Annotated in this window: 21 protein-coding genes; all 21 read right to left on the bottom strand. The window is 39.0% G+C overall.

Going from position 1 to position 24,570, the window contains the following annotated elements:
* Window positions 1–213: 213 nt before the first annotated feature.
* Window positions 214–1,530, bottom strand: coding sequence for an RNA polymerase factor sigma-54 (gene rpoN, locus JMM81_RS10330; RefSeq protein ID WP_256241498.1), 1,317 nt, complete (start codon window positions 1,528–1,530; stop codon window positions 214–216).
* A gap of 334 nt (window positions 1,531–1,864) precedes the next feature.
* The gene (locus tag JMM81_RS10325; protein ID WP_256241497.1) at window positions 1,865–3,631 is read right to left on the bottom strand and encodes an adenine deaminase C-terminal domain-containing protein; all 1,767 of its coding nucleotides are present in this window, start codon (window positions 3,629–3,631) and stop codon (window positions 1,865–1,867) included.
* 39 nt (window positions 3,632–3,670) lie between these two features.
* On the bottom strand, window positions 3,671–3,814 hold the full coding sequence (gene sda, locus JMM81_RS10320; RefSeq protein WP_256241496.1) for a sporulation histidine kinase inhibitor Sda: 144 nt from the start codon (window positions 3,812–3,814) through the stop codon (window positions 3,671–3,673).
* Window positions 3,815–4,051: 237 nt separating this feature from the next.
* A complete protein-coding gene (locus JMM81_RS10315; RefSeq protein ID WP_256241495.1) occupies window positions 4,052–4,573 on the bottom strand; it encodes an acyl-CoA thioesterase in 522 nt (173 codons plus the stop codon).
* Window positions 4,574–5,174: 601 nt separating this feature from the next.
* A complete protein-coding gene (glaH, locus tag JMM81_RS10310; protein ID WP_256241494.1) occupies window positions 5,175–6,113 on the bottom strand; it encodes a glutarate dioxygenase GlaH in 939 nt (312 codons plus the stop codon).
* A gap of 333 nt (window positions 6,114–6,446) precedes the next feature.
* The gene (locus tag JMM81_RS10305) at window positions 6,447–6,791 is read right to left on the bottom strand and encodes a DUF3870 domain-containing protein (protein ID WP_256241493.1); all 345 of its coding nucleotides are present in this window, start codon (window positions 6,789–6,791) and stop codon (window positions 6,447–6,449) included.
* Between the two features lie 27 nt (window positions 6,792–6,818).
* Window positions 6,819–8,039: an L-2-hydroxyglutarate oxidase gene (gene lhgO, locus JMM81_RS10300; RefSeq protein ID WP_256241492.1), complete on the bottom strand. Its 1,221-nt coding sequence runs from the start codon at window positions 8,037–8,039 to the stop codon at window positions 6,819–6,821.
* 20 nt (window positions 8,040–8,059) lie between these two features.
* Window positions 8,060–8,818: an SDR family NAD(P)-dependent oxidoreductase gene (locus JMM81_RS10295; protein WP_256241491.1), complete on the bottom strand. Its 759-nt coding sequence runs from the start codon at window positions 8,816–8,818 to the stop codon at window positions 8,060–8,062.
* A 49-nt stretch (window positions 8,819–8,867) separates the two neighbouring features.
* Complete coding sequence (locus tag JMM81_RS10290; RefSeq protein WP_256241490.1) at window positions 8,868–10,016, bottom strand: acyl-CoA dehydrogenase family protein; 1,149 nt, start codon at window positions 10,014–10,016, stop codon at window positions 8,868–8,870.
* Window positions 10,017–10,061: 45 nt separating this feature from the next.
* A complete protein-coding gene (locus JMM81_RS10285; protein ID WP_256241489.1) occupies window positions 10,062–10,913 on the bottom strand; it encodes a 3-hydroxyacyl-CoA dehydrogenase in 852 nt (283 codons plus the stop codon).
* A 16-nt stretch (window positions 10,914–10,929) separates the two neighbouring features.
* Window positions 10,930–12,123: a thiolase family protein gene (locus JMM81_RS10280; RefSeq protein ID WP_256241488.1), complete on the bottom strand. Its 1,194-nt coding sequence runs from the start codon at window positions 12,121–12,123 to the stop codon at window positions 10,930–10,932.
* Window positions 12,124–12,231: 108 nt separating this feature from the next.
* On the bottom strand, window positions 12,232–13,410 hold the full coding sequence (locus JMM81_RS10275) for an acyl-CoA dehydrogenase family protein (RefSeq protein WP_256241487.1): 1,179 nt from the start codon (window positions 13,408–13,410) through the stop codon (window positions 12,232–12,234).
* Window positions 13,411–13,622: 212 nt separating this feature from the next.
* On the bottom strand, window positions 13,623–15,701 hold the full coding sequence (locus JMM81_RS10270; protein ID WP_256241606.1) for a (Fe-S)-binding protein: 2,079 nt from the start codon (window positions 15,699–15,701) through the stop codon (window positions 13,623–13,625).
* A gap of 66 nt (window positions 15,702–15,767) precedes the next feature.
* Complete coding sequence (locus tag JMM81_RS10265) at window positions 15,768–16,751, bottom strand: electron transfer flavoprotein subunit alpha/FixB family protein (RefSeq protein ID WP_256241486.1); 984 nt, start codon at window positions 16,749–16,751, stop codon at window positions 15,768–15,770.
* 15 nt (window positions 16,752–16,766) lie between these two features.
* On the bottom strand, window positions 16,767–17,537 hold the full coding sequence (locus tag JMM81_RS10260; RefSeq protein ID WP_256241485.1) for an electron transfer flavoprotein subunit beta/FixA family protein: 771 nt from the start codon (window positions 17,535–17,537) through the stop codon (window positions 16,767–16,769).
* Window positions 17,538–18,007: 470 nt separating this feature from the next.
* A complete protein-coding gene (locus JMM81_RS10255) occupies window positions 18,008–18,439 on the bottom strand; it encodes a MaoC family dehydratase (RefSeq protein ID WP_256241484.1) in 432 nt (143 codons plus the stop codon).
* 477 nt (window positions 18,440–18,916) lie between these two features.
* Complete coding sequence (locus JMM81_RS10250; protein ID WP_256241483.1) at window positions 18,917–19,672, bottom strand: SDR family NAD(P)-dependent oxidoreductase; 756 nt, start codon at window positions 19,670–19,672, stop codon at window positions 18,917–18,919.
* A gap of 278 nt (window positions 19,673–19,950) precedes the next feature.
* Complete coding sequence (locus JMM81_RS10245; protein ID WP_256241482.1) at window positions 19,951–20,730, bottom strand: enoyl-CoA hydratase/isomerase family protein; 780 nt, start codon at window positions 20,728–20,730, stop codon at window positions 19,951–19,953.
* A 14-nt stretch (window positions 20,731–20,744) separates the two neighbouring features.
* Window positions 20,745–21,893, bottom strand: a complete 1,149-nt coding sequence (locus tag JMM81_RS10240; RefSeq protein WP_256241481.1) for an acyl-CoA dehydrogenase family protein — start codon at window positions 21,891–21,893, stop codon at window positions 20,745–20,747.
* A 214-nt stretch (window positions 21,894–22,107) separates the two neighbouring features.
* Entirely contained in the window at window positions 22,108–22,857 is a 750-nt protein-coding gene (locus JMM81_RS10235) for an SDR family NAD(P)-dependent oxidoreductase (protein ID WP_256241480.1), read from the bottom strand.
* A gap of 66 nt (window positions 22,858–22,923) precedes the next feature.
* Window positions 22,924–24,564 (bottom strand): AMP-binding protein, encoded by a 1,641-nt coding sequence (locus tag JMM81_RS10230; RefSeq protein WP_256241479.1) that lies wholly within the window; start codon window positions 24,562–24,564, stop codon window positions 22,924–22,926.
* Window positions 24,565–24,570 lie beyond the last annotated feature (6 nt).

Genomic DNA, 24,570 nt, shown 5'->3' with positions numbered 1-24,570 from the left:
TTTTGTCTAGAAAAACAACCACCTTCGCAAAATAAAAAAGCCAGTTATATCAAAATTATAAGAATAATGATATAACTGGCTTTTTCTACTCAAATACTCCGTTTTTACAAAGGTTTGAAGACTTCACAGTTTTAATTTACCACCAAACAAAATAAGCAGTAAGGCTATATTACTGCTTGAGTATAAACAGTTCAACTCATGAAAGCTTCCTTTTTAATATCTTCTTCTTTTTGAAGATCCCGGTATTCCTGCTTCTTCCCGATATTTCGCAACTGTACGACGGGAAATTTGAATGCCTTCTTTCTGTAATAATGTGACAATCATTTGATCTGATATTGGACTTTCTTTATCTTCCTCATTAATAAAAGTTTTGATTTTTTCTTTTATTGAAACAGACGACTCTGCTTCAACACTATTATTTTTTCTAATCCCTGTCGTAAACAAGTTTTTTATATGAAAGAGTCCGTGCGGAGTTTGAATATATTTATTACTTGTAGCACGGCTGATCGTTGACTCATGAAAACTGAGTTGTTTGGATACATCCTTTAAAGTCATTGGTTTTAATTTTGTCCCACCATATTTGAAAAAATCCACTTGCATTTTTACAATGACTTGTGTGACCTTATAAAGGGTATACTTTCTCTGCTCCATTCCATTCATTAACATTGTTGCATCTTGTAATTTCTTTTTAACATAGTCGTTATCGGAATCGATTTCGTTATTTTTATAAACTGGATTAATATCGAGCTGTGGCATGATACTATCATTTACGATAATAATATATTCCTCATTTATTTTTTCAACAATAACGTCAGGAACAATATATTGTGTCATTTCATGGCTGAATTCGCTACATGGCCGTGGATTTAATGTCTTAATATAATCAGTTGCCTCTTGAACTTCCTGTAAAGTTACATCATACGTTTTCGTAATCTTTCGAAATTTTTTTTCAGCAATATCCTCCAAATGTTTTTCAACCATCACATAAGCAAGTTGATTATAATCTGTTTGCACACGCATTTGGATAAGCAAACTTTCCTTGATATTTCTTGCACCAACACCAACAGGATCAAACGATTGCAAAACCGAAATGGTATTGTCCATTTCCTTCAATGAAACAGACATAATTTTTGCAGCGATTGCCGGTTCTATTTCTAAAAAGCCATGTCGATTTAAATTCCCAATTAAAAATTTAAAAATTTCGATCTCCTTAGAGGTAATTTCGGGTAAAGTCATAATTTGTTCCATTAAATGTCTTTCTAGTGATACATGAGTATCAGAGTATTGTGTAATAGGATCATATTCCTGTTCCCTATTGTAGGAACTGAATGATGTTCTTTCTTTACCCACAGTAAAATCATGACTGGATTTTTCCTTTATAACCAACAGGGGATTTTCTACTGTTTCCTGTTGTATATATTCGATTAATTCAAATGATGAATATTGTAACATATTAATGGATTGAAGCGCTTGAGGTGTCAATGTTCCCTTTAATGTCTGGGTTTGTTTTAATTCCATTCCTAATTGCATATTATTCACCTATCATTCTAAATTTTGTTAATTATCTGAATAATAAATATATATCTTTATAATACCCTATTTTCTACAATAAATATAGAGTTTTATGAGATTTCTTACTTTAATTGTTAGTAATTGTTAGGCCCTGTCGACAATTGAGAAAAAACAATTCATTTAGCTGTTAAATAGATGATCCCTACTTTACTAATATCTCTCATACCATTGTAATAGGAGCAATGCGAAGCAAGCGAAAAGATTCCTGACGATAGCCGGAAATCTTCCGATAACTAATGGTTGGTTCAACTAATTTTTTTCAAATATCGCTTTCCTTTACTAATTGGCTGTGTTAAATCGTAGTAAATCTGGTAATTTCCCTTTTTGTTGGAGTAACTAAAACCTTTCTATTTTTTATATCATATAAACCACTTGGAGTCACTCTAATAAATGGTAAATGAGTCGCAGAGAAGAATAATAAGGTGAAGGCAGGGTCGTTATATTTATAGCCTCTTTCTTTTAATAACTCTATCATTTTTTTCTCATCTTTAATTAAAAATCCCATATCTAGATCAGACATGATTCCCGTTAAAGGTAAAGGAATTTCGTGTAAGATATGATTTTCTTCCGCCAAAACTATACCACCACCCATTGCTTGCATTCGTTCAAAAGCAATGAGCATATCTGTTTTTCTTTTTCCTATGATTAAGATGTCTCCTGTACCCGAATAAGAACTTGCAAATCCATCTAAATGTTGAGCAAACCCTTTCACTACTGTATTTATTCTCCAAGATCCGTCTCGCCCAACCAGCATAAGAAAACATTCATCATGCTCAAGTGATAATTCATCCCTACTTAAATCGATACTACTTTCATACGGTTTGGTAATGACATTATTTATTAGGTTAATGCCAATTGAGGTTGAAAAGCTCAAATCATCTTTTTGTAAAGTCCATTTAAAGTGAAGAGGAGATATTTGATGTTTGCTCCAATCGATGGAGGATGAATCATCGTTATCTTTTCCATCTCTCTTAATCCATTTCCCTTTTGCTAATACACTGATAGGTGTAGGGTTATTTTTTCTCTCCAAAATATTTATATTCGCTATTCTCCCTGTAGCAATGGATCCATGTAAATGTTCCATATTATAATACCGCGCGATATTATAACTTGCCATACGATAAGCATCCATTAATGATATCCCATGATTAATCGCCATTTTTATCAGTTCGTCTGTCATTCCGTTTTCATAAAAGGATGGATGTGACCCGTCAGTGGTAAAGAAAAACCGATCAAAGTTTTGAACACCTAACTCTATTAATTCTTTTAAGAGTATTTCTAAATCAGGTCGAATAGATGAATGTCTAAGAGATACTGTATAGCCCTGTATTAAACGTGTAAGCGCTTCTTGACCTGTCATGGCTTCATGATCGCAATCTGTGCCCATTAACATTAATTTTGCTAAAGTCCGTTCGGAAGCTCCTGGAAAATGTCCTTCTACTTTTTTATGTAATCTCCTTGTCTCTTGTAACCAGGATAGCATTTGGTTATCTCCATTTAATAATTTCGGCCACGCCGTTAGCTCTCCGCCTTGCAGCACTAATTCATGTTGGAGCCAGGAAATTACATCTTCATTATTAAAAATATCATGATGATTCGACGACTCGGTTTGTCCATCAAAGCGACACCACCAGTACATGCTTGATGAAATGTTCTTAAATTCATGCAATAATTCAAAGGCTGCTCTAGTAGGGAGCTGAAGGAAAAAGAATATATTATCACTAATGAAAGTCGTTGTGCCGAATTGTCCCACATGTTTGGCTAATGTAAGAGGATTGTATAACTGATAAGGGTGAGCATGCGGTTCAATATATCCAGGTACTAAATATTGCCCCTTACAATTAATAACCTCATATCCATTTAAGTTTTCAGGAAGATTCTCTCCAACATAAACAATACGATCTTCATATATCCAAATATTCGCAACTACCCATTGCTGCAAATAGGTATTTAAATAGGTCGCGTTTTTTAGGATAATATGAGGATTTATGACTCCATCGAGTACCTCTACATGATTTCTTATTTGATTGTTGCTCCATCTATAATTTCTATTCTCCAACTTGAACCCCCCAAGTTATTACTTAAAAATAGTTAAAAATTAATAATCTCCAAAATTGGAAAATAAGCTCCTTTTAATTAATTCTTCTCTTAAAAGTTCAATAAAGTCTTTAGCCATATTCTCTACTATTAGTGCTGCCTTGTATGTCTCTATTAAATCTTTATCACTAAGTTTCTTCATCATTTCTTACTCCTACTTCATTTTTTGAAATTTTCCTATGAAGGGAAAATACAAGATCAATAGATTTCTAAAGTGATGAATCACTGATTGATACTCTTCAGGTCAGAAATTTTCTAAAAGTATTCGGGAGGAAAAACACAAGGAAAGCCTTATGTAGAGCCGCCTGTTGTGTTGTTATTATTTTTATCTTTTATTTTAAATGATCATCTAGCCAGCCTATATATTTCTAAAACATTAACTCTATACAGAATCAATCCCAGGAATAGCTGTAGTATAAAACTTGGACCATGCTTTGCTTTTTTCTTTCTTTTCTTTTCGAATTCTAGCTCGATCTGGTGCCGTTTCATTTAACGTTCTTTCTTCTTCTGTTTCAGGTATGACCTCAGGAACCCTTGCTGGACGTTTATTTTCATCTACTCCGACAAAGGTTAAAAACGCCGTCGCTGCTATTTTACGCTCACCACTTTTTAAATTTTCAGCAATAACCTTTACAAATATTTCTATCGATGATGAACCCGCCCAAGTTACATACGATTCATAACAGACTGCATCTGTAGTTTGAATCGGAAATAAAAAGTCAACCGAATCAGTTGAGGCAGTTACACAATTTGTGCGGCAATGTCGTAACGCTGAAATAGAAGCAACTTGATCAATATCACTCATTAATCTCCCACCAAATAATGTATTATGACTATTTACATCACTTTGAAATACACGATTTGTTCGGACCACTCTTGATTCTCTACAATACTTTGCATTCATGTCACCCACTCCTCATCCTTAAAACTTGGAATCTAATTGTTTTGCTCATATGCCATTCTAGTTTTCTATTCCTTTAGACTCCTACCTTTTCTCCCTTAGTCTATCTTTATTTACTTATTTAACATGCAATTTCCGTACCAACTTTGTATTTTTTATAAAGTGAAACTTCAATCAGCCTTAGCGTGACAGGACGTCGCTTTCTTTTCTTAGTCTGTGATTCCTTATTTCGAGGGTCTTTACGGGCAGTTGCCCCCCATCTATCTTCTTTCTTTATATTCTCAGAATCTTGACATCGGTGTCTTACTGCCCGTTAAGACGGGATAAAACGCCATTTCTTCACGATATGGATTCGCAAAGATGATAATACTCGCAAAATTGTGAAGCATGATTGCAAAATGAACAAATCGCAAGGAGTGTCTATACCGAAATAATCTTTATCAAATTCGCCTCGCCGAATTTGCGCCCGGATTTTTATCGAGCTCGCTCGATAAATGACCTTTTAAAAAAAACACATGGCTTTTAGAGTACAGAATTTTGACAATTAAAAAAGATAAGTTCATTTTCCATACCGAAGTCAGGAAAATGAACTTATCTTTTTAATTTATGAATTAAATCGCCCACGTTGGCGTAGCAATTCGCGATTTAAGTTTGGATCCTTTTCAAAGGCAGCACGTCCGTGTAGCCAAAAAATATTATTAATAACAACAAGATCTCCTACGGGAAGCTCCAATTCTATTACACTTTCATCATTTTCCATAGAGTTGGAGAGATCATGTAAATATTTTGCTTGATTAATGGTTTCAGGATATACAAATTGATCGATAAAACACATGCCCAGCTTGTTATTATAATTAAAGAATGTCAACCGTTCAATCTCTTGGCCTACATTTTTACTGCTTGGTGCTTTATAAGTGAATTTATGATTTGCTAATGGGTGATTGGTATATTTATCAAGTTCTTTCCAATCATCAAGGTGCAATAGTCTTGATTCTCCGCCGCGAGCATTTTGTTCAACCATTTTCATCATTAACAGCCAGTCAGTAGGCTCATCCACAAACGTTCCATCCGTATGGAGCGTAAATAAACGATAGGCCTGACGTAAATAAGAATCGCTATTGTCTGTATCTTTCACACTGAATCGTGCATAATAATTTCCAGACATCATATCAAAGTTCGGGGTACCAATCAAATGAGAAATCGCTGTTGAGAAAATCACATATTCATCGGTATTCTCCGTCACTCCCTGTAAGCCTAGAGTAAAGCCTCCCGATTCTCTATCATGAAGAATACTGCGAAGTAGCTCTCCAAACTCTTCCCCGACTTGATCTAATAAATAAGAGGCACTAAGATGGCGTGCATACGGTGTATATTCCAATTGTTGAACGGAAAAATTCTCCTGACTTACTGCATCAAGGAATTTTTCAATACTTTCTTTTGACAATTGAATGTGGTATAAACGATTTGTTTGTGGATGAACACATACTTGATAGTGCGGTGTTTCCTTTTCGAATTTTGCTTTCTTCTTTTCTGCAATACTCATGCTTCATTCCTCCTGTTTTAGTAAAAGGTAATTTTGTAAACAGGAAAGTAAAAAGCCAGTTGTAAAAGGATACCTAATCATTAGGAATCTACTTTATACAACTGGCTTATATTCACTTTCCCGCTCTATGGAAATAGAGTCACAGTGAATATTACAGTCTTCTGTTATTTTACTTTCCCGTTCCTCATATTCATAACTGTTTACGATTTTGAAAAGGTATTTTTCAAAAGGTGAACATATTATAAATAGTAGTAGTTATTCCTAATATAACATGCACGCATTATATTGTCAAATTATTTTTAATATTCTAATATTTTTTAAAAAAGTATTTAACTATGATTGAATTTGTTGCTTACTTTCACTGGATTTTATTTGCTGATAATGGAGAGCAAGATCCTTTAATGCCGCTACCAATGCATTCGTTCCTTTTCCATGATAATACATTTGGATTGCAGCGATTGCTTCATCCACTCCATCATCGATACTTAATCCCTTCAATAGTTGTCCAATAAATTGACGTCCATGTTCGGTAGCCAATGTACAAGATGCCTCGAGGATGACCCCATATTTTCTATCGATTTCTGCGGTAATCGTCAACGTTCCAAATACACTGGTAGCCGCCATTCCTTGGGGTAGACGTGCGTGTCCGGCAATAAACATTGTTTTTTCATTAAACATTTGAACCTACCCCTTTCCAAAAATAATTTAAACGATTGTGGTGATTCTATTCATTAAATTCTCCTGAACAGGAATACGTCTTACCACTTCTTCCCCAATTTCAATAGACGCTGTTGCCGCTGGTGACGGCGCATTGCAAACATGGATGGAGCGTTTCCCCATAATAATATGGAAATCATCCACCATATTCCCATCATACTTCAAGGCTTGTGCACGAACACCTGCAGGCGCTGGGATTAAATCATCCTCCTGAATTTCAGGAATTAATTCTTGAAGACTTTTTGTAAACTGCTTTTTGCTAAATGAACGAACATATTCATTCAAGCCTTCCTTCGCAAATTTACCAGCCATTTTCCATAGTCCAGGATAGCTTAACGATTCCATTAAATCTTTCACATTAATATCTGTCTTTTTATAACCCTCTCGTTTAAAACTTAGTACAGCATTTGGACCTGCATCTACTTCACCACCGACCATTCGGGTAAAATGAACTCCTAAGAACGGAAATTTAGGATTGGGTACAGGATAGATCAAATGTTTAACAAGGTATCTTTTTTCTGGCTTTAATTTAAAATACTCACCACGGAATGGTAAAATTTTCATATCTGTTTTATACCCTGCTGTAGCTGCCATACGGTCGCTATGTAATCCAGCACAGTTGATGATCATACTCGCTTTTACCGTACCACGGTTCGTTTCAATCGTAACTTCGTCTGCTTCTTCATGAATTTTCTCTACTTTTGTGTTTAAAAGAATGACGCCATCGTGTTTCTTAATAATCTCAGCAAATTTCTCACTAACTTGACGGTAATTCACGATGCCTGCCATTGGAACACGAATCGCACCAAGACCATTTACATGTGGTTCAATTTCCTTTAATTCATCTACTCCAATTCGATGAATATTTAAACCGTTATCTAATCCTCTTTTGTATAAATTTTCAAGAAGAGGGATTTCTTCTTTTTTTGTTGCCACAATGACTTTTCCGCAAATATCGTGTTGTATTCCGTAGGTTTGGCAAAATTCTCTCATCGATTGGCTTCCTTGTTTAGCAAAGCGTGCCTTAAAACTCCCTGGTTTATAATAGATGCCTGAATGAATGACCCCACTATTATGACCGGTTTGATGTTGAGCAACAGCCGACTCCTTTTCAATGACAACAACCTTTGCATTTGGGAACCGTTTATAAATAGCCATGCCTGTTGAAAGCCCTACAATCCCGCCTCCAATGATTGCAAAATCAAACATTGGCTACCCCTCCTTTTCCATTATAGATGGGGCCATATTCCACCAGAAACAGGTATGATATGCCCAGTAATATAAGCCGCTTCATCACTGGCTAAAAATAGTGCAGCATTGGCGACATCAGTGGGTTTTCCTAACCTTCCCAATAAAGTACTCTTACGATATTCCTCAAGAGCTTCACTGTCCATTCTGTCTAAGATCGAGGTTTGAATTAACCCCGGTGCAATACAATTCACATTAATAGCAGGACTTAATTCCTTAGCAGCTGTTCTCGTAAAGGAAGCGACTCCCGCCTTAGCAGCCCCATAATCGGCGTACCCTTTCTCCCCGTCAAAATGAATCGTAGAAATATTGACGATTTTTCCATAACCATGATCTATCATCGTTGGGGCAATTAATTTCGTACAATTAAAAGTACCCTTTAGATTGAGTTCCATCGTCTGATCCCAGCGTTCCCCATCAATTTCAAAAAGTGATTTAATCATGTTACTATCACGGATTCCCCCGACAACATTAACGAGAATATCAATTTTCGAGAATGTATTAGCTGCCTCCTCTACCACTACTTTTACTTCATCATAAACTAGTACACTTGCCCTTATGGCTAATATATGATCAGCAGCGATAAAATCGAGCAATTTTTCTCTCGTTTGATTTAACCTATTCTCAGAAATATCCGTGATGACTAGTTTGGCGCCCTCTTCAGCAAAACGTAAAGCGATTGCTTGTCCCATCGGCCCTCCAGCACCAGTGATGAAGGCAACTTTATCTTTAAGGCGCAAAATAATCTCTCCCTTATTTTCGTTTAGTAGTTTTATCATGAACTCTTTCTTATTGATATTTCCGATGTAATTGGGCCGCGATAATATTCTTTTGAATTTCAGAGGTTCCTTCGTAAATTCTCGTAATTCGAGCATCACGGTAAAAGCGTTCAATTGGATACTCCGAAATGTAGCCTATTCCCCCATGAATTTGGACTGCTCTATCCGCTACATGGTTATAGGTTTCAGAGCCAAGCAATTTGACCATGGCGGCTTCTTTAATCACGTTCTTATTTTGATCTACCATATTAGCAACATGATAAGTAAAGGCACGAAGCGCTTCCACCTCTGTTGCCATTTCAGCCAAGTAGTGTTGAATGATTTGCTGTTCAAATATCGGTTTGCCAAACTGAATCCGCATATGTGCATAATCGAGTGACATTTCTAGCAATTTATCTGCAGAACCTAGGTTTCTAGCAGCCATTGCCGCCCGTCCGTTTGCTAGAATCTTTAAAGCGTTTACATAACCTTGCCCCTCTTCGCCTAACACGTTCTCAACTGGAACTTCACAATCCTCGAAGAAAATCTCCCAAGTATGTGAGCCATGGAGACCCATTTTCTTCTCTTTATTGCCGAGCTTAAAGCCTGGGAAATTCTTTTCAACAATAAAAGAAGTAATCCCTTTAGGACCTTTTAACGGATCGGTAACCGCCATCACTGTAAACACATCAGCAATTCCGGCATTCGTAATATAGCATTTCGATCCATTTAAGATGTAACGGTCGCCTTTTTTTACCGCTGTTGTTTTTAAGTTATATGCATGGGAGCCAGCACTTGGCTCTGTTAAAGCAAAGGCACCAATGCTTTCCCCGCTCGCCATTTTCGGTAGATATTTCTGCTTTTGCGCTTCATTCGCCATCTCCACGATTCCGACGCTGCCGATTCCGGTATGGCCGCCAATGACAGTCGTGTAGCCATTGTGGGTTCTGCCGACTTCTTCTAAGACAGCACATTTCCCGACCATTCCAATCCCTAACCCGCCATATTCTTCTGGAATACTAAGGGCAAATAAGCCCATTTCCTTTGATTTTCCCATTATATCTTGCGGAATTTCGTTGGTTTCCTCGATTAACATGGCATGTGGTTCTACTTCATGATCGATAAACTCGCGAATTCCTTGTTTTAAATGTTGGAGATCCTTTGTTATAACTTGTTCCATTTGCTTCACGTTCCTTTCATTTTTATTTCTATGTGACTCTCACTTTTATTTATAGTTATAAAAACCTTGCCCTGACTTCCTGCCTAAGCGTCTAGATTTCACATATTTTACCAGTAATGGAGATGGACGATATTTCTCGCCAAGATTTTCGTACAGATACTGCATGTTGCGAAGACGGCTGTCCAACCCAACTAAATCGGCCATTTCCAGCGGACCCATCGGGTGGTTTAAGCCAAGCTTAATGGCCTTGTCAATATGTTCAGCTGATGCAACCCCTTCCATCAGCATATTCATGGCTTCATTTCCGATCAAACAATTCATACGACTTGTGACAAATCCTGGAAATTCGTTGACTTCAACGGTTTCTTTCCCCATTTTTTCAGATACATGACGGATGATTTCAACCGTCTCATCTGAAGTATCCATTCCTCGGATAATCTCGATTAACTTCATACGGTGAACAGGGTTAAAGAAGTGCATGGCGACAAATTTCTCCGGTCTTGTCGTGGCCGCCCCTATTTCCGTTGGGCTCATTGTTGACGTGTTCGTTGCCAAAATGGTATGTGCTGGTGCGTATTGCTCAATTTTTTGGAAGGTTTCAACCTTTAAATCCATAAGTTCAAGGATGGCTTCAATGACCAAATCAGCATTCTGCACTGCTTCCTGTAACTCTGTTGTATAGGTTAAATTTTGTAGAACAAAGTCTCGTTGTTCACTAGTGATATACCCTTTTTCTACGCTTTGATTTGCAAGTGACACGTTGTAATCATTTGCTTTTTCAAGTGCCTCTGCTGATATATCCTGAAGAATCACTCCATATCCAGATAGAGCAGCCGTATAGGCAATCCCGCGCCCCATTGTTCCACTACCGATTACTGCAACCTTATTTACTTCCATTTCTTTTCCTCCTATTCTAGATCTGACAGTTCTCAAAAATTGTTGTAATTCCTTGTCCACCGCCAATACACAAGGTCACTAATCCATATTTCACGCTTCTTCGTTCCATTTCATGAAGTAGTTTTGTTGTAAGGATCGATCCCGTCGCCCCCATTGGATGACCTAGGGCAATGGCACCACCGTTGACGTTCACTTTATCTAAATCTAGATTTAGTTCTTTTATGACTGCAATTGATTGTGCAGCAAAAGCCTCATTCAGCTCAATTAAGCCAATATCCGCCAAGGTTAAATCCGCTCTCTTTAAAGCAAGCTTGGTTGCTGAAACTGGTCCGATTCCCATAATTTCAGGGGATACACCTGATACAGCCTGTGAAACGATCCTCGCTTTTGGCTTTACACCATATTTTTCGACTGCTTCCCCGGACATCAGGACCACTGCCGATGCTCCATCATTACGTCCGCTGCTGTTTCCAGCAGTAACTGTTCCATTTTCTTTAAAAGCTGCTTTTAAACTGCCTAGCTTTTCTAAGGTTGATAGACGTGGATGTTCATCAACAGCAAAGGTTTTCACACTCTTACGCTCACGAATTTCATAAGGAAGGATTTCTTTTTCAAACCGGCCTGAAGTGATGGCTTGATGTGCAAGTTCCTGACTTCTTTGGGCAAACTCATCCTGCTCTATTCGGGAAATCTCATATTTTTCAGCTAAGTTTTCTGCCGTCAAGCCCATCGTCAGATTTCCATACTCCTCAATCGGCTGTGATCGCACTTGGCTTTCTATATTAGAATCCACTAACACGGTATTCCCTGTTCCTACGCCATAACGGGCATTACGAATATAAAATGGCGCTAAACTCATTGATTCAACCCCACCAGCAACAATCACCTCATCCAGCCCACACATGATTTGTTGGGCACCATTATTAATGGCTTGAAGCGATGATCCGCATTGTCTTTGTACCGTATACCCTGGAATATCAACTGGAAGACCTGCCCGAAGCAAAGCTGACCGAGCAATATTTGGGGCATCTGAAGATTGTTTTGTCTGTCCAAGAATGACTTCATCTACTGCATTTTTGTCTATGTTTGCTCTTCTAACTACTTCTTCAATCACTTTAGCAACAAGAAAATCAGGTTGGACCTCCTTTAGCTCTCCACCCATTTTCCCTATAGCCGTACGAACTGTTTCAACTAGATATACTGGTTTCATATGCTCCTCCTATAAATCTATTAATGTATGATTAATGCTTATTTTTTAACTTTTAACCATTACAGATTTACTATTCACTGATGTGTTTAACATCTTCCCTATTTAGTTTCAGTTTTTGGCAGCCACTAAATGATTAGTAGATTTATATTCTTTTCCGATGATGTCCTTTGCGATGACCATCATATTTGCTTGTGCCGTCCCATCTCCGATTTCCAGACCAATGACATCACGTAAACGTTGTTCGTGAGGCATTTCCTTTGTATAGGCGTAGTGCCCGTTAAATAGCAGACATTCATGAATCGCTTCCTGGCCATATTTCGGACCTAGCCATTTCACAGAAGCAGATTCCTTGGAGTGTGGCAATCCTTGATCACGAAGCCATAGTCCTCGATAGGCCTGCCATTTCACAAACTCTAAATGAGTATAGTGAGTGACAATCGGAAAGGAAACTCCTTGATAAGTAGCCAGTGGCTTTCCAAAGGAGCTTCGCATTTTGACGTGTTCAATCGTCTCGTCTACACTTTGCGAAGCGGCCCCTACACATTGCAAACCAATTAACAGACGACTAAGATCAAACCCATTCATGACTTGGGTAAAACCTTGGTTTTCAAGGCCAATCAAATACTCCTCAGGAACCTCGACGTCTGATAAATAAACGGAACCGCGGCCAATCGGAATATTGCCCAAATCCTCGTAGCCTTTACATTCCACTCCCGGAAGATCCGACGGAACGATAAAGGCACTGATTCCGCGGTTTCCAAGTTCCAGATCCGTTTTAGCAAATACTAGAAAAGCATCTGCCACGGTAGCGACGCTAATACCAGACTTTTCTCCGTTCAGGACATACCCATTTCCTTTACGTACAGCAGTGGTTCGAATTCCACCAGCGTCTGTTCCGGCCGTTGGCTCGGTAATGGCAATCCCGACGATTCTATCTCCACTAGAAATTTTCGGAAGCCAGTCCTGCTTCAATTCCTCACGGGCATGTTTATTAATAATTTCACCGATTAACGCATTCAACATAACGGCATAGGTCAGATTAAAGTCTCCCCTTCCAATTTCTTCAGCGGCAATCCCAGTCGTCACACAATCAGCACCGCTGCCGCCATATTCAACTGGAATTCGAAGGCCATTAACACCTAGTTCACCTAGCTTCTTCCATAAATGTCTTGGCATGATTCCTTCTCTGTCCCATTTTGTATAGTTTGGCAAAAGTTCCTCCTTAGCGAATTCCTTTAACATCTTTCGAAAATATTCTTGTTCCTCTGTGAATGAAAAATTTAACATGTATAATTCCCCCTCTTGCTTATTTATATTGCAAGTTCCATGCCAACAATGATCCTTGATAAATCAACAAAATAATTATAAAATCCTCGCAAAACTGATAATTTTTCGCAATATTAAGAATCTTTTATCGGAAAATGAAAGTTTAATAGCGTAAATCTTGATAAAAAATAGATCATACCAAGGAGACTCCCTGGCATGGTCTATTTTTTTCGTTACAATGCTTTTTCCACAATTTCTACGATATCAAAGCTAGCTACTTTGTCTTCCACTTCTTTTTCCTTTACGCCATCGCTAATCATCGTTAAACAATATGGACATCCGCTTCCAATCATGGTTGGTTTTGTATCAAGAAGCTGCTCGGTTCTCGCAATATTGATTCTTGTTCCTGCAGTTTCCTCTGTCCACATCATTCCGCCGCCTGCTCCGCAGCACATGGCATTTTCTCGATTACGGTCAGCTTCAAGTACTTTTACACCTGGAATGGCTTTTAAAATTTCACGCGGTGGATCATAAACCGTATTGTAGCGGCCTAAATAACAAGAATCATGATAAGTAATCACTTCATTTAGTTCTTTTGTAAATTTGATTCTTCCTTCTCTGATCCATAAAGCCAACAATTCTGTATGGTGATAAATTTGCGCTTCTAGTCCAAATTCTGGATATTCATTTTTAAAGGAATTATAGGCATGTGGATCAATCGTTATAATTTTGTTTACATCATACTTTTGGAAGTTTGCAATATTGGTATTTGCTAAGTCCTGGAATAAGAACTCATTTCCGATTCTGCGCGGTGTATCTCCTGAATTTTTCTCATTATTACCTAGAATCGCAAAGGAAATGCCTGCTAAATTCATCACTCGGGCAAAAGACTGAGCAATCTTTTGGCTGCGGTTATCATAAGAACCCATTGAACCAACAAAGAATAAATATTCAAATTCTTCTCCAGCCTTTTTCTTTTCTTTTACAGTTGGAACAGAAATATCCTCTCGACCCTCACGCCAATTTTCACGCTCTTTTCGATTAAGCCCCCATGGATTTCCCTGGCGCTCGATATTTGTGATGGCACGCTGTGCATCAGGATTCATTTTTCCTTCTGTCAAGACTAAGTAACGGCGTAAATCAATAATTTTATCAACATGCTCATTCATTACCGGACATTGGTCTTCACAGTTCCGACATGTTGTACATGCCCAAATTTCTTCTTCTGTGATGACATCTCCAATTAAGCTAACACTTTCCAATGCTGCAGCAGATTCTTGAGCTCCGGCACCCGCTAGAGCCAATTGATTTCCTTTTGTGTTTTTAAAAGCAAAGGTAGGCACCCATGGCTGTCTAGAAGTAATGGCTGCCCCTTTTTCTGTCAAATGATCTCTCATCTTCACAATAAGATCCATCGGAGATAAAGTTTTTCCTGTTCCTGAAGCTGGACACATATTCGTGCATCGTCCACATTCTGCACAGGCGTATAGATCCATCAATTGATGACGAGTAAAATCTTCAATTTTCCCAACACCAAATACTTCAGCTGACTCATCCTCAAAATCGATCTTTCTTAATTTCCCAACAGGACCGCTTTTCTTAAAAAAAATATTCAACATGGCAAATAATTCGTGAAATTGCTTTGACTGTGGTACGAATACCATAAAAGTAAATACAGTCAGCATATGAACCCACCAAAATACATAAAACAAGATCGTTCCTGCCACTGTTCCAATGCCGGAAAGCAGTAGCGCAATGCTTCCAGAGAATGGAGCGTAAACGAGATTTGGTTCATGACCTAACATAATGGCTTCAAATCCTAAAGAAAGCAGGATTGATAAGGTTAAAGTACCTAAGGCGATATAAACGAAGGCAGCTTTACCATCACGTTTCCATTGCAACCGCTTTAATTCTTCACCATAACGACGGTAAAATCCATATATGACAGCCAACAGCATAAGGAACGTAGCCCACTCCTGGATAAGACTGAAATATTTATGTGCCTCACCAAAAGGAAACTCATAGCCTTTAATAAATCCTTTTATGATGAGTTCAATGAGTCCTATTTGAATGATAAAAAAGGTATAAAATAATACTAAATGCATCAGACCGCTTTTCTTGTCTTTGAATAATTTTTTTTGACCAAAGCCGTTGATTAAGACCGTATGGATTCGTTCTTTCAGATTAGGTTGGAAATCTGCTTCTTTGCCAAGCTTTATAAACAAATACCTCGTGTATACAAGATTGATAAACAAATAGGCTGCATATCCAGTCACGGCTAGAAAAGCAAGTAAATTCAGTAATGATAACATCTTTTTCATCCCTCCCAATGATAAACTTTTGAAATAAATGGGAGGAATAAATCCTCCCATTCAACATTAGACTCCCGCAGCAATCGCGGCTTTTTTGAATTCCGCCGTTAACATTGGTACTACATCGAATAAATCTCCAACAATTCCATAATCTGCTACATCGAAAATAGGTGCCTCCGGATCTTTATTAATCGCCACAATGATTTTTGAATTCGACATTCCTGCTAAATGTTGAATGGCTCCTGAAATCCCAACGGCAATATATAGATCTGGAGTGACAACTTTACCGGTTTGTCCAATTTGTAAAGAATAATCGCAATAGCCTGCATCACAAGCACCGCGTGAAGCTCCCACTGTAGCACCTAATGTAGTGCTGAGTTCCTCCAAAAGTTGAAAGTTCTCCGCATCCTTCATCCCACGGCCGCCGGAAACAATAATTTTTGCTTCAGACAGATCGATTCCACCTGTTGCTTTTTTTACAATATCTTTAATCGTTGTTCGAAGATCTTTAATATCCACTGTGACATGGCTTACATCACCAGAACGAGATTCATCTTTTTCAAGTGGAGTAATGTTATTAGGGCGGACCGTTGCGACGACCATGCCATCCTTGATTTTGATCTTTTCAAATGCTTTCCCGGAATAAATTGGAGTCGTGAAAACAGCCTCTTCCCCGTCCATTTCGATATTGACCACATCCGAAACAAGTCCAGCATTTAATTTTGTGGCAATCCTTGGGGATAAATCTTTCCCTTGTGCAGTATGTCCCATAATCAACCCATCTGGCTTTTCAGTATCTAGTACTTGGAGTAGGGCTTGTTGGTATGCGTCAGTCGTATATACTTTTAAATCCGGATGTTCTACCTTTACCACACGGTCTGCACCATAGTGAATCAATCCTGAGATTTCATCACCGATTGATTCTCCAAATAAGGCTGCCACTACCTCTCCGTCAGCAGCAATACGTTTTGCTGCTGCAATGGCTTCAAATGAAACGTTTCTTAAAGCTCCGTCACGAATATCACCTAACACTAATACTTTTCTTCCCATAATAGATCTCCTCCCTTAAATAACTTTTGCTTCAGATTTTAATAATGACACTAGCTCTTGGACTTGATTATTTAATTCGCCCGCTAACACTTTTCCTTGTTCTTTCTTTGGCGGCAGGAAGACATCAATCTTTTCCGTTTGAGCTTCTACATCATCTTCTTCTAAATCTAAATCATCTAACTCAAGTGTGATTAACGGTTTCTTCTTTGCTTTCATAATCCCTGGTAAAGAAGGATAGCGTGGTTCATTCAAACCTTGTTGAGTGCTCACAAGAACAGGGAGTGATACTTCAATGGTTTCTTCGTCCCCTTCCACATCATGAATGAGGATGGCTTTCCCATCTTCAATCGTAAGATTTGTAATCGCTGTGACCTGAGGGATCCCAAGTATCTCGGCTACACGCGGACCTACTTGACCCGAACCGCCATCAACGGCTACATTTCCTGCTAGGATGATATCTGCCTCTTTATCTTTCAAGTAGGTTGCTAGAATAGTAGCGGTAGAAAACTGATCGATTTCTTCCAAGTCATCGCTATCAATCAATACGGCTTTGTCAGCTCCCATGGCGAGTGCTGTACGAAGCTCCTTCTCCGCTTCTTCTTCTCCTAAGGTTACGACTGTCACTTCACCGCCGTGTTTCTCCTTTAAAGCAATCGCTTCCTCGATGGCGTACTCGTCATAAGGATTAATAATAAACTCAACCCCATCACTCTTGATGTTGGCGTTTTCAATCGTAATCTTTTCTTCAGTATCAAAGGTACGTTTCATAATCACGTAGATGTTCATTTGTATCTCTCCTTTATCGTTTTATTTATTATCCATCATTGGATAGGAGTTAAAAATTCATGTATTTCAAGAATTGAAAGATTGAAAGGAATATTCCATCTCTCACTTAAATACTTTGCAAGTTTCGTGCCAACCATTATCCCTTTATAAACAAAGAACAAGGTTCATATTATCTCGCAAGGATAATAATTTTCGCAATATTGCGAATCATTACTGCAAAAAGAGTGGAGGTTACGTTCCCGATCTTGTACCTTGAAAGAATGAACCTTTATTTAAATGGTTCCTTTCGTTATTAGATACAAGGTAGAAATAGAAATGAAAGGAGCGATCTACCTTTTAACGAAGGTTTAAATATATTTCGATATTTTAGTAGAGGGAGCAGCATGATACGCAATAGATCCTTTCCTATTTTGGGTTCTTCTTTGGCAAACGGAAAGATGAGTTTCCCTGCCCTATTTCCACTTACTTTCCTATTTTTTCATGACGACTGCTTCTCCATCTACTACTAGTTCCTGACTCTGATTTATTACTTGTGTTTTTAACTTAATGATTTTCTTATCATCCCTTTTTTCCACTACCTCGACATTTGCCTGTATGGTATCTCCAATTTTTACAGGTAAAAGAAACTTGAAGTTTTGGGATAAGTAGATCGTGTTCGGCCCAGGCAGCCTCGTTCCAAGTACAGTAGAAATAATACTACCTGATAAAATGCCATGGGCAATTCTTTCTTTAAAAGGTGTCTGCTTAGCATACTCAGGATCAAGATGTACCGGATTAACATCACCAGTCAGCCTGGCAAATTGTACAATATCATACTCAGTAATCGTTTTAGTAAATGAATCCGTATCCCCTATTTGAATATCTTCGTACATGAGTTCTTTGTTAATAAGTTTTATTTCCATTTATCAGCATCCCCTTCTATTAATCAAATTTGCTCCGCCGAATTTGCGCCCGGATTTTTATCGAGCTCGCTCGATAAATGACCTTAAAAAAATCCGAGGCATCCGCCGGAGGCTTAACTTCATTCAGCCGGGGTTTGAACCCCCACTGAATCAGAGAGCTTTTTGCATTCATCCCCACTTAAAGAAGTGGAAGACTTCTGCTGAATGAAGTTAAAAGTGATCTAACGATCCATATGCCGCATTTTTTGACTAAAAATGAGTCAGCAAATCAAACAACGCCTTCACATTGATCACTATTACTGACTCATTCAAGGCTTGTCTTTACAAAGGAGATTAAGTGAACAAAATCAATTGGATAAATGATTGTACAAAGTGGGGTATGCAACAAAACGGTCTCTTTCATCAACTGTTGGCTAAATGATTGACTTTTTGCGAATCCATCCTGACCTATTAATGGGCACCCTCGCAAAAACTCTATTACCCCAGCATACTGTGCCCGCCGTTTACCGAGATTACTTGTCCAGTAATCCAGTCAGCATGGTTCGATAGCAAAAATAAAATCATCCCCGTCACATCATCCACTTTTCCAAGTCGCTTCAAAGGATATTGCTTCACAATTTTTTCTAATGTTGCTTCATTAAAGTCCAATGAACCTTGGTTGATCAATCCAAGTGCTACCGTGTTACACTGGACATTGCTTTTCCCTACATCCTGCGCTAATGATTTTAGGAAGCTAATAGCACCATTCCTGGCAGCTGCAGAAATAATTAAATTTTTGTCACCTATTCGTGCTGAATCACCTACGATATTAATAAATTGCCCTCGTTTCTTTTCAATCATTTCAGGCATAAACGTATGAACCAAATTCAGAACTCCATAAAAGCAAACATCGACTTCATGCTTCCATTCATCTAGTTCATATTGAAAGAACGATTTCATCTGAGCGAAACCAGCATTGTTTACAATACAATCAATGCCACCTAGACTATGATCAAGTTCCTCCTTCATCCTTACGACATCTTCCGCTTTTGCGATATCCCCTTTAACAAGGTGCACGTTCACGCCATAAGCACTAGTGATTTCCTTAGCTGTATGAACGGCTTCCTCTACAGAACTAAGATAGTGTAAAGCAATATTCGCCCCTTCACCGGCAGCAGCGAAAGCAATTCCTTGACCGATCCCCTTTGCCGCACCGGTAATGAAGACATTTTTCCCTTTCAAATCAAGTTCCATCTATTTTCTCCTCCTGAAATGAAGTGAAACTGACCTTCTTAATCAAATGCGCCTTGGCGCATTTGCGCCCAGATTTTATCGAGCTTGTTCGATAAATTTCCTTTGAAAATCTGAGGCATCTGCCGGAGGCTTTAACTTTATTCAGTCAGGGTTTGAACCCCCACTGAATTGAATAACGATTGCATTCACCTCACCACTTATAGAAGTGGGAGACTTCTGCTGAATAAAGTTAAAAAGTTCCTTTTCACATGTCTTTCATAAGAAATCAGTTTCTTCGTTTAGTTTCCTGAAAACGATGGCTGTCTTTTTTCAAGAAAAGCTTTCGTTCCTTCTCCCTTATCTTCCGTTGTATACAAAAAGGCTTGTGCTAAGGTTTCAATCAGTAATCCAGTATCCATATCAACTTCAAAGCCTCGATTCACAACAAGCTTCGCCATTTGAATGGAAAGAGGTCCTTTTGCTAAGATTTTTTCAGCCTTTTCGAGAACAGCATCCATCAATTCCTCTAATGGAACCACATCTGTCACTAAGCCGATCGCTTTCGCCTCACTCGCGGATATAAACTCCCCTGTTAAAATCATATTCATCGCACGGCCCTTGCCGATGATTCGGGTTAACCGTTGTGTTCCGCCTGCACCAGGAATAACCGATAAGTTCAATTCAGGCAATCCGAATTTTGCATTATCAGATGCCATCCGAATATCACAGCTCATGGCAAGCTCACTTCCACCGCCAAGGGCAAACCCATTAATGGCTGCAATCGTTGCTTTTTTACTATTTTCAATGCGGCGATACACATCGCTCATACTTCCCGTCTTAAATGCTTCAATTGCTTCCCTCATTGTCAGTTGGTTTATATCTGCTCCTGCTGCAAATGCCTTTTCACCCACTCCGGTAAAGACAATTACACCTATTTCCTTATCATTCTCTAACTCTTCAAAAGCCGATAAGATTTCTGTAACGGTTTCATTATTCAAGGCATTTCTTACTTCAGGACGATTTATTTTAATAAAACCAATTTGATTTCCCTTTTCAACAATTAGATTTTCATAGTTCACGATAAACTCCTCCTTTATTGATATTTCCGATGTAATTGGGCCGCGATAATATTCTTTTGGATTTCAGAGGTTCCTTCGTAAATTCTCGTAATTCGGGCATCACGGTAAAAACGTTCAATTGGATACTCCGAAATGTAGCCCATTCCCCCATGAATTTGGACTGCTTTATCCGCTACACGATTATAGGTTTCAGAGCCAAGCAATTTGACCATGGAGGCTTCTTTAATCACGTTCTTATTTTGATCTACCATATTGGCAACGTGATAAGTAAAGGCACGAAGCGCTTCAACCTCTGTTGCCATTTCAGCCAAGTAGTGTTGAATGATTTGCTGTTCAAAAATCGGTTTGCCAAACTGGATCCGCATATGTGCATAATCAAGCGACATTTCTAACAATTTATCGGCGGAACCCAAATTTCTGGCAGCCATTCCTGCCCGTCCGTTCGCTAGAATTTTCAAAGCGTTCACATAGCCTTGTCCTTCTTCGCCTAACATGTTCTCAACCGGAACTTGGCAATCTTCGAAGAAAATCTCCCAAGTATGCGACCCATGAAGGCCCATTTTCTTCTCTTTATTGCCCAACTTAAAGCCTGGGAAATCCTTTTCGACAATAAAAGAAGTAATGCCTTTTGCTCCTTTAGACGGATCGGTTACCGCCATCACCGTGAATACATCGGCAATTCCGGCATTTGTTATATAGCACTTCGATCCGTTTAAGATGTAACGGTCGCCTTTTCGTACCGCCGTTGTTTTCAAGTTGGTTGCCTGGGAGCCGGCACTTGGCTCTGTTAAAGCAAAGGCACCAATGCTTTCCCCGCTCGCCATTTTCGGCAAGTATTTCTGCTTTTGTTCTTCATTTCCCATCTCCACGATTCCAACGCCGCCAATTCCGGTATGACCTCCAATGACCGTTGTATAGCCATTATGGGTTCTGCCGACTTCCTCTAAGACAGCACATTTCCCAACCATTCCAATCCCTAACCCGCCGTATTCTTCTGGAATACTAAGGGCAAATAAGCCCATTTCCTTGGATTTTTCCATAATACTTTGAGGGATCTCGTCCGTTTCCTCAATTAACATGGCATGTGGTTCTACTTCATGATCAATAAACTCGCGAATTCCTTGTTTTAAATGTTGGATATCTTTTGGTAGAGTTTGTATCATTTGCCTCACGTTCCTTTCCTGAATGGTGTGCACGTTTCCTTAAATAAAGCCGGTAGTAGCCACAATAGCCAAGATTACATTTGTCCCTCTCTCTCACAAGCTGCACGATTTTAACGGAACCAGTACCCATCATCTGATACAGCTTGTGAGAAGAGGGGCAAGTTCTTTCCTTCCCCATCTATTCATGAAATTGAAGGTTTGTTTTCTACTATCATTAAGCCATGACTAATCCGCCACTCACTGAAATGGTTTGACCTGTTACATAATCTGCTTCTTCTGACGCAAGGAATGCGACCCCATTAGCGATATCACTAGGCTGTGCTAAACGTCTAAATGGAATGGCTTTTTCAAGTGCTGCTGCAATCCCTTCATTATAAGAACCAATTTCTTCGAAAAGAGGCGTATTACTTGGTCCTGGTGCAATACAATTAACATTGATCTTATGTCTTGCCATTTCTCGTGCGATCGTTTTCGTGAAAGCAATGACGCCACCTTTAGCAGCCGAGTAAACCGCTTCACCGCTTGAACCCACTCTTCCAGAATCAGAGGCAATATTGACCACTTTGCCGTGACCACCATTTTCGATCATAATAGGTAGAATTTCTTTACAAGTGTGAATTTGACCCATTATGTTAATATCCATAATTCTCTTCCATGTGTCCGGTTCACTTTTCAAAAATGGCTCAACCTTATCCCATCCAGCGTTGTTCACGAGTATATCAATTTTTCCAAAATGGCTAACTGCGGCTGCGGCTGCTTCCTGAACACTTTCTAACTTTGTCACGTCGCAATAAACCGCAACCCCTTTTCCACCCTCTTTTTCCACAATGGAAACCGTTTCATTTGCATTATCAAGATTGACATCGGTTACAATAATCTCCATTCCTCTAGAAGCTAATGTTCTAGCAATCTCTCTTCCAATTCCACGTCCTGCTCCAGTAATAAAAGCTACTTTTTTTGTCATAATTATTTCCCTCCGTTTTCTTAGTTAAATGATGAAATTTGAATATGATATGAATCTATCAATTTATTAATTTTGTTTCTGTTCATTGAGCTGGAGAATCTGTTCTCTCAGGCGGAACTTTTGAATTTTTCCACTAGGAGTTCTTGGGAACTCCTCAACAATTTCCAGATACTCTGGCCAATATTGCTTAGCGACCCCTTTTTCTTTAAGGTATTCTTGTAGTTCTGAAAAACTAAGAGGTGCCTTCCCAGGTTTCATGCTAATAACAGCACATGCCTTCTCTTGCAGTCTTGGATCAGGCAATGCGATTAGCTGCGCATCCAATATGTTCTTATGTTCATACAAGATATTTTCAATATAAACGACAGGGATATTTTCACCGCCACGAATGATAATATCTTTATTTCGCCCTGATATCCGAATGTAACCGTCTTCATCCATGTACGCGCGATCTCCCGTGAAAAACCATTCATTCTGATACTCAGACATGGTCCCTTGGAGATTTTTCAAATAGCCAACAAATAGGGCCGGTCCTCTGCTAAGAAGGTCTCCTTCCTGATTAGGTGGACAAGGGTTTCCGTTCGGATCAATCACCATTACTTCCATACTATCAAGCGCTACACCATCAGTACCTGACAGCTTTTCTTCGGGATCGTCAAGCTTTGTTAAAGTAACGAGACCACATTCCGTTGAACCCCAGCCGGAAAGAATCGCAAAATTCACTTTTTGGGAAGCTTCTTTTACCAATGCCATCGGAATCGGCGCCCCCATAGCTGCGAATACTCTTAGTGAATCAATGTTACGACTTTCAAGCCCTTCCAATTGCATGGTATCCTGCAGGAATGGGGTCGCCCCAGCTGTAAACGTAATCCCTTCCTCCTCAATGAGTTCAATAAACTCTAACGGGTTCCAAACATCTTGATAAACGCCCGTTCCGCCAATCGTAGTAGGGAGCCTTACCCCATAGCCAAAACCAGTTTGGTGAGCAAAGGTCGAGGCCATGAACATGACGTCGTCAGAGGTTAATTGCAAATGATCAACCCAGTAATTGGTTGAGACACAAATGGTATTATGTGTATGCATGACTCCTTTTGGATTTCCCGTTGTTCCAGAGGTGAAAATAATTTCAGTCACATCATTTGGATCATGAGTGATTTCCTCTAATACCGCTGGATCGCAAATTTCTTCCCACGGTTTATCAAACAATAATGCGAGCGGTTTCATATGATAGGGTACATGATCGCCAACCACATAAACATGTTTAAGGGATGACCATTGATGGGAAAGTCTATCAATCATGGCTGGATAATCAAACCCGCGAAATGTATCGGGAATAATCAACATTTTCGTTTCAGCCATTCCTACCATATAACCAATTTCACGATCACGATAAATAGGAATCAGTGGATTCGTAATAGCCCCAATTCTTGTCGCTGCATAGTGAAGAATAATAAATTCATTCCAGTTAGGCAGCTGAATGGAGATGACATCCCCTTTGCCAAGACCTAATTCCAACAGACCCAAAGCAACGCGGTCAATCAATTTTCCGAGCTCACGATACGTATAACGGCTCTTTTTATCAATAATGGCGAGCTTGTCTGGATATGTTGCAATGGCATCATTTAAGTAATCGAGAATGGTTTTATTGGGCCAAACGGATTGATATTTTTCTACATATTCAGGAATCAAAATCGTTTCTAATTTCACGGGCCT

The organism is Bacillus sp. V3B (genome assembly GCF_024494465.1).
Taxonomy (GTDB): domain Bacteria; phylum Bacillota; class Bacilli; order Bacillales; family Cytobacillaceae; genus Bacillus_BD.
Note: the sequence above shows the minus strand (reverse complement) of the source record. Positions and strands in the feature narration are given on the sequence as shown.

Bases quoted from the DNA above. Each gene is read 5' to 3' on its own strand.
- rpoN (WP_256241498.1), bottom strand. From the start codon at position 1,530: ATGCAATTAGGAATGGAATTAAAACAAACCCAGACATTAAAGGGAACA.
- sda (WP_256241496.1), bottom strand. From the start codon at position 3,814: ATGATGAAGAAACTTAGTGATAAAGATTTAATAGAGACATACAAGGCA.
- JMM81_RS10315 (WP_256241495.1), bottom strand. From the start codon at position 4,573: ATGAATGCAAAGTATTGTAGAGAATCAAGAGTGGTCCGAACAAATCGT.
- glaH (WP_256241494.1), bottom strand. From the start codon at position 6,113: ATGAGTATTGCAGAAAAGAAGAAAGCAAAATTCGAAAAGGAAACACCG.
- JMM81_RS10305 (WP_256241493.1), bottom strand. From the start codon at position 6,791: ATGTTTAATGAAAAAACAATGTTTATTGCCGGACACGCACGTCTACCC.
- lhgO (WP_256241492.1), bottom strand. From the start codon at position 8,039: ATGTTTGATTTTGCAATCATTGGAGGCGGGATTGTAGGGCTTTCAACA.
- JMM81_RS10290 (WP_256241490.1), bottom strand. From the start codon at position 10,016: ATGGAACAAGTTATAACAAAGGATCTCCAACATTTAAAACAAGGAATT.
- JMM81_RS10285 (WP_256241489.1), bottom strand. From the start codon at position 10,913: ATGGAAGTAAATAAGGTTGCAGTAATCGGTAGTGGAACAATGGGGCGC.
- JMM81_RS10280 (WP_256241488.1), bottom strand. From the start codon at position 12,123: ATGAAACCAGTATATCTAGTTGAAACAGTTCGTACGGCTATAGGGAAA.
- JMM81_RS10275 (WP_256241487.1), bottom strand. From the start codon at position 13,410: ATGTTAAATTTTTCATTCACAGAGGAACAAGAATATTTTCGAAAGATG.
- JMM81_RS10270 (WP_256241606.1), bottom strand. From the start codon at position 15,701: ATGTTATCATTACTGAATTTACTTGCTTTTCTAGCCGTGACTGGATAT.
- JMM81_RS10265 (WP_256241486.1), bottom strand. From the start codon at position 16,751: ATGGGAAGAAAAGTATTAGTGTTAGGTGATATTCGTGACGGAGCTTTA.
- JMM81_RS10260 (WP_256241485.1), bottom strand. From the start codon at position 17,537: ATGAACATCTACGTGATTATGAAACGTACCTTTGATACTGAAGAAAAG.
- JMM81_RS10255 (WP_256241484.1), bottom strand. From the start codon at position 18,439: ATGGAAATAAAACTTATTAACAAAGAACTCATGTACGAAGATATTCAA.
- JMM81_RS10250 (WP_256241483.1), bottom strand. From the start codon at position 19,672: ATGGAACTTGATTTGAAAGGGAAAAATGTCTTCATTACCGGTGCGGCA.
- JMM81_RS10240 (WP_256241481.1), bottom strand. From the start codon at position 21,893: ATGATACAAACTCTACCAAAAGATATCCAACATTTAAAACAAGGAATT.
- JMM81_RS10235 (WP_256241480.1), bottom strand. From the start codon at position 22,857: ATGACAAAAAAAGTAGCTTTTATTACTGGAGCAGGACGTGGAATTGGA.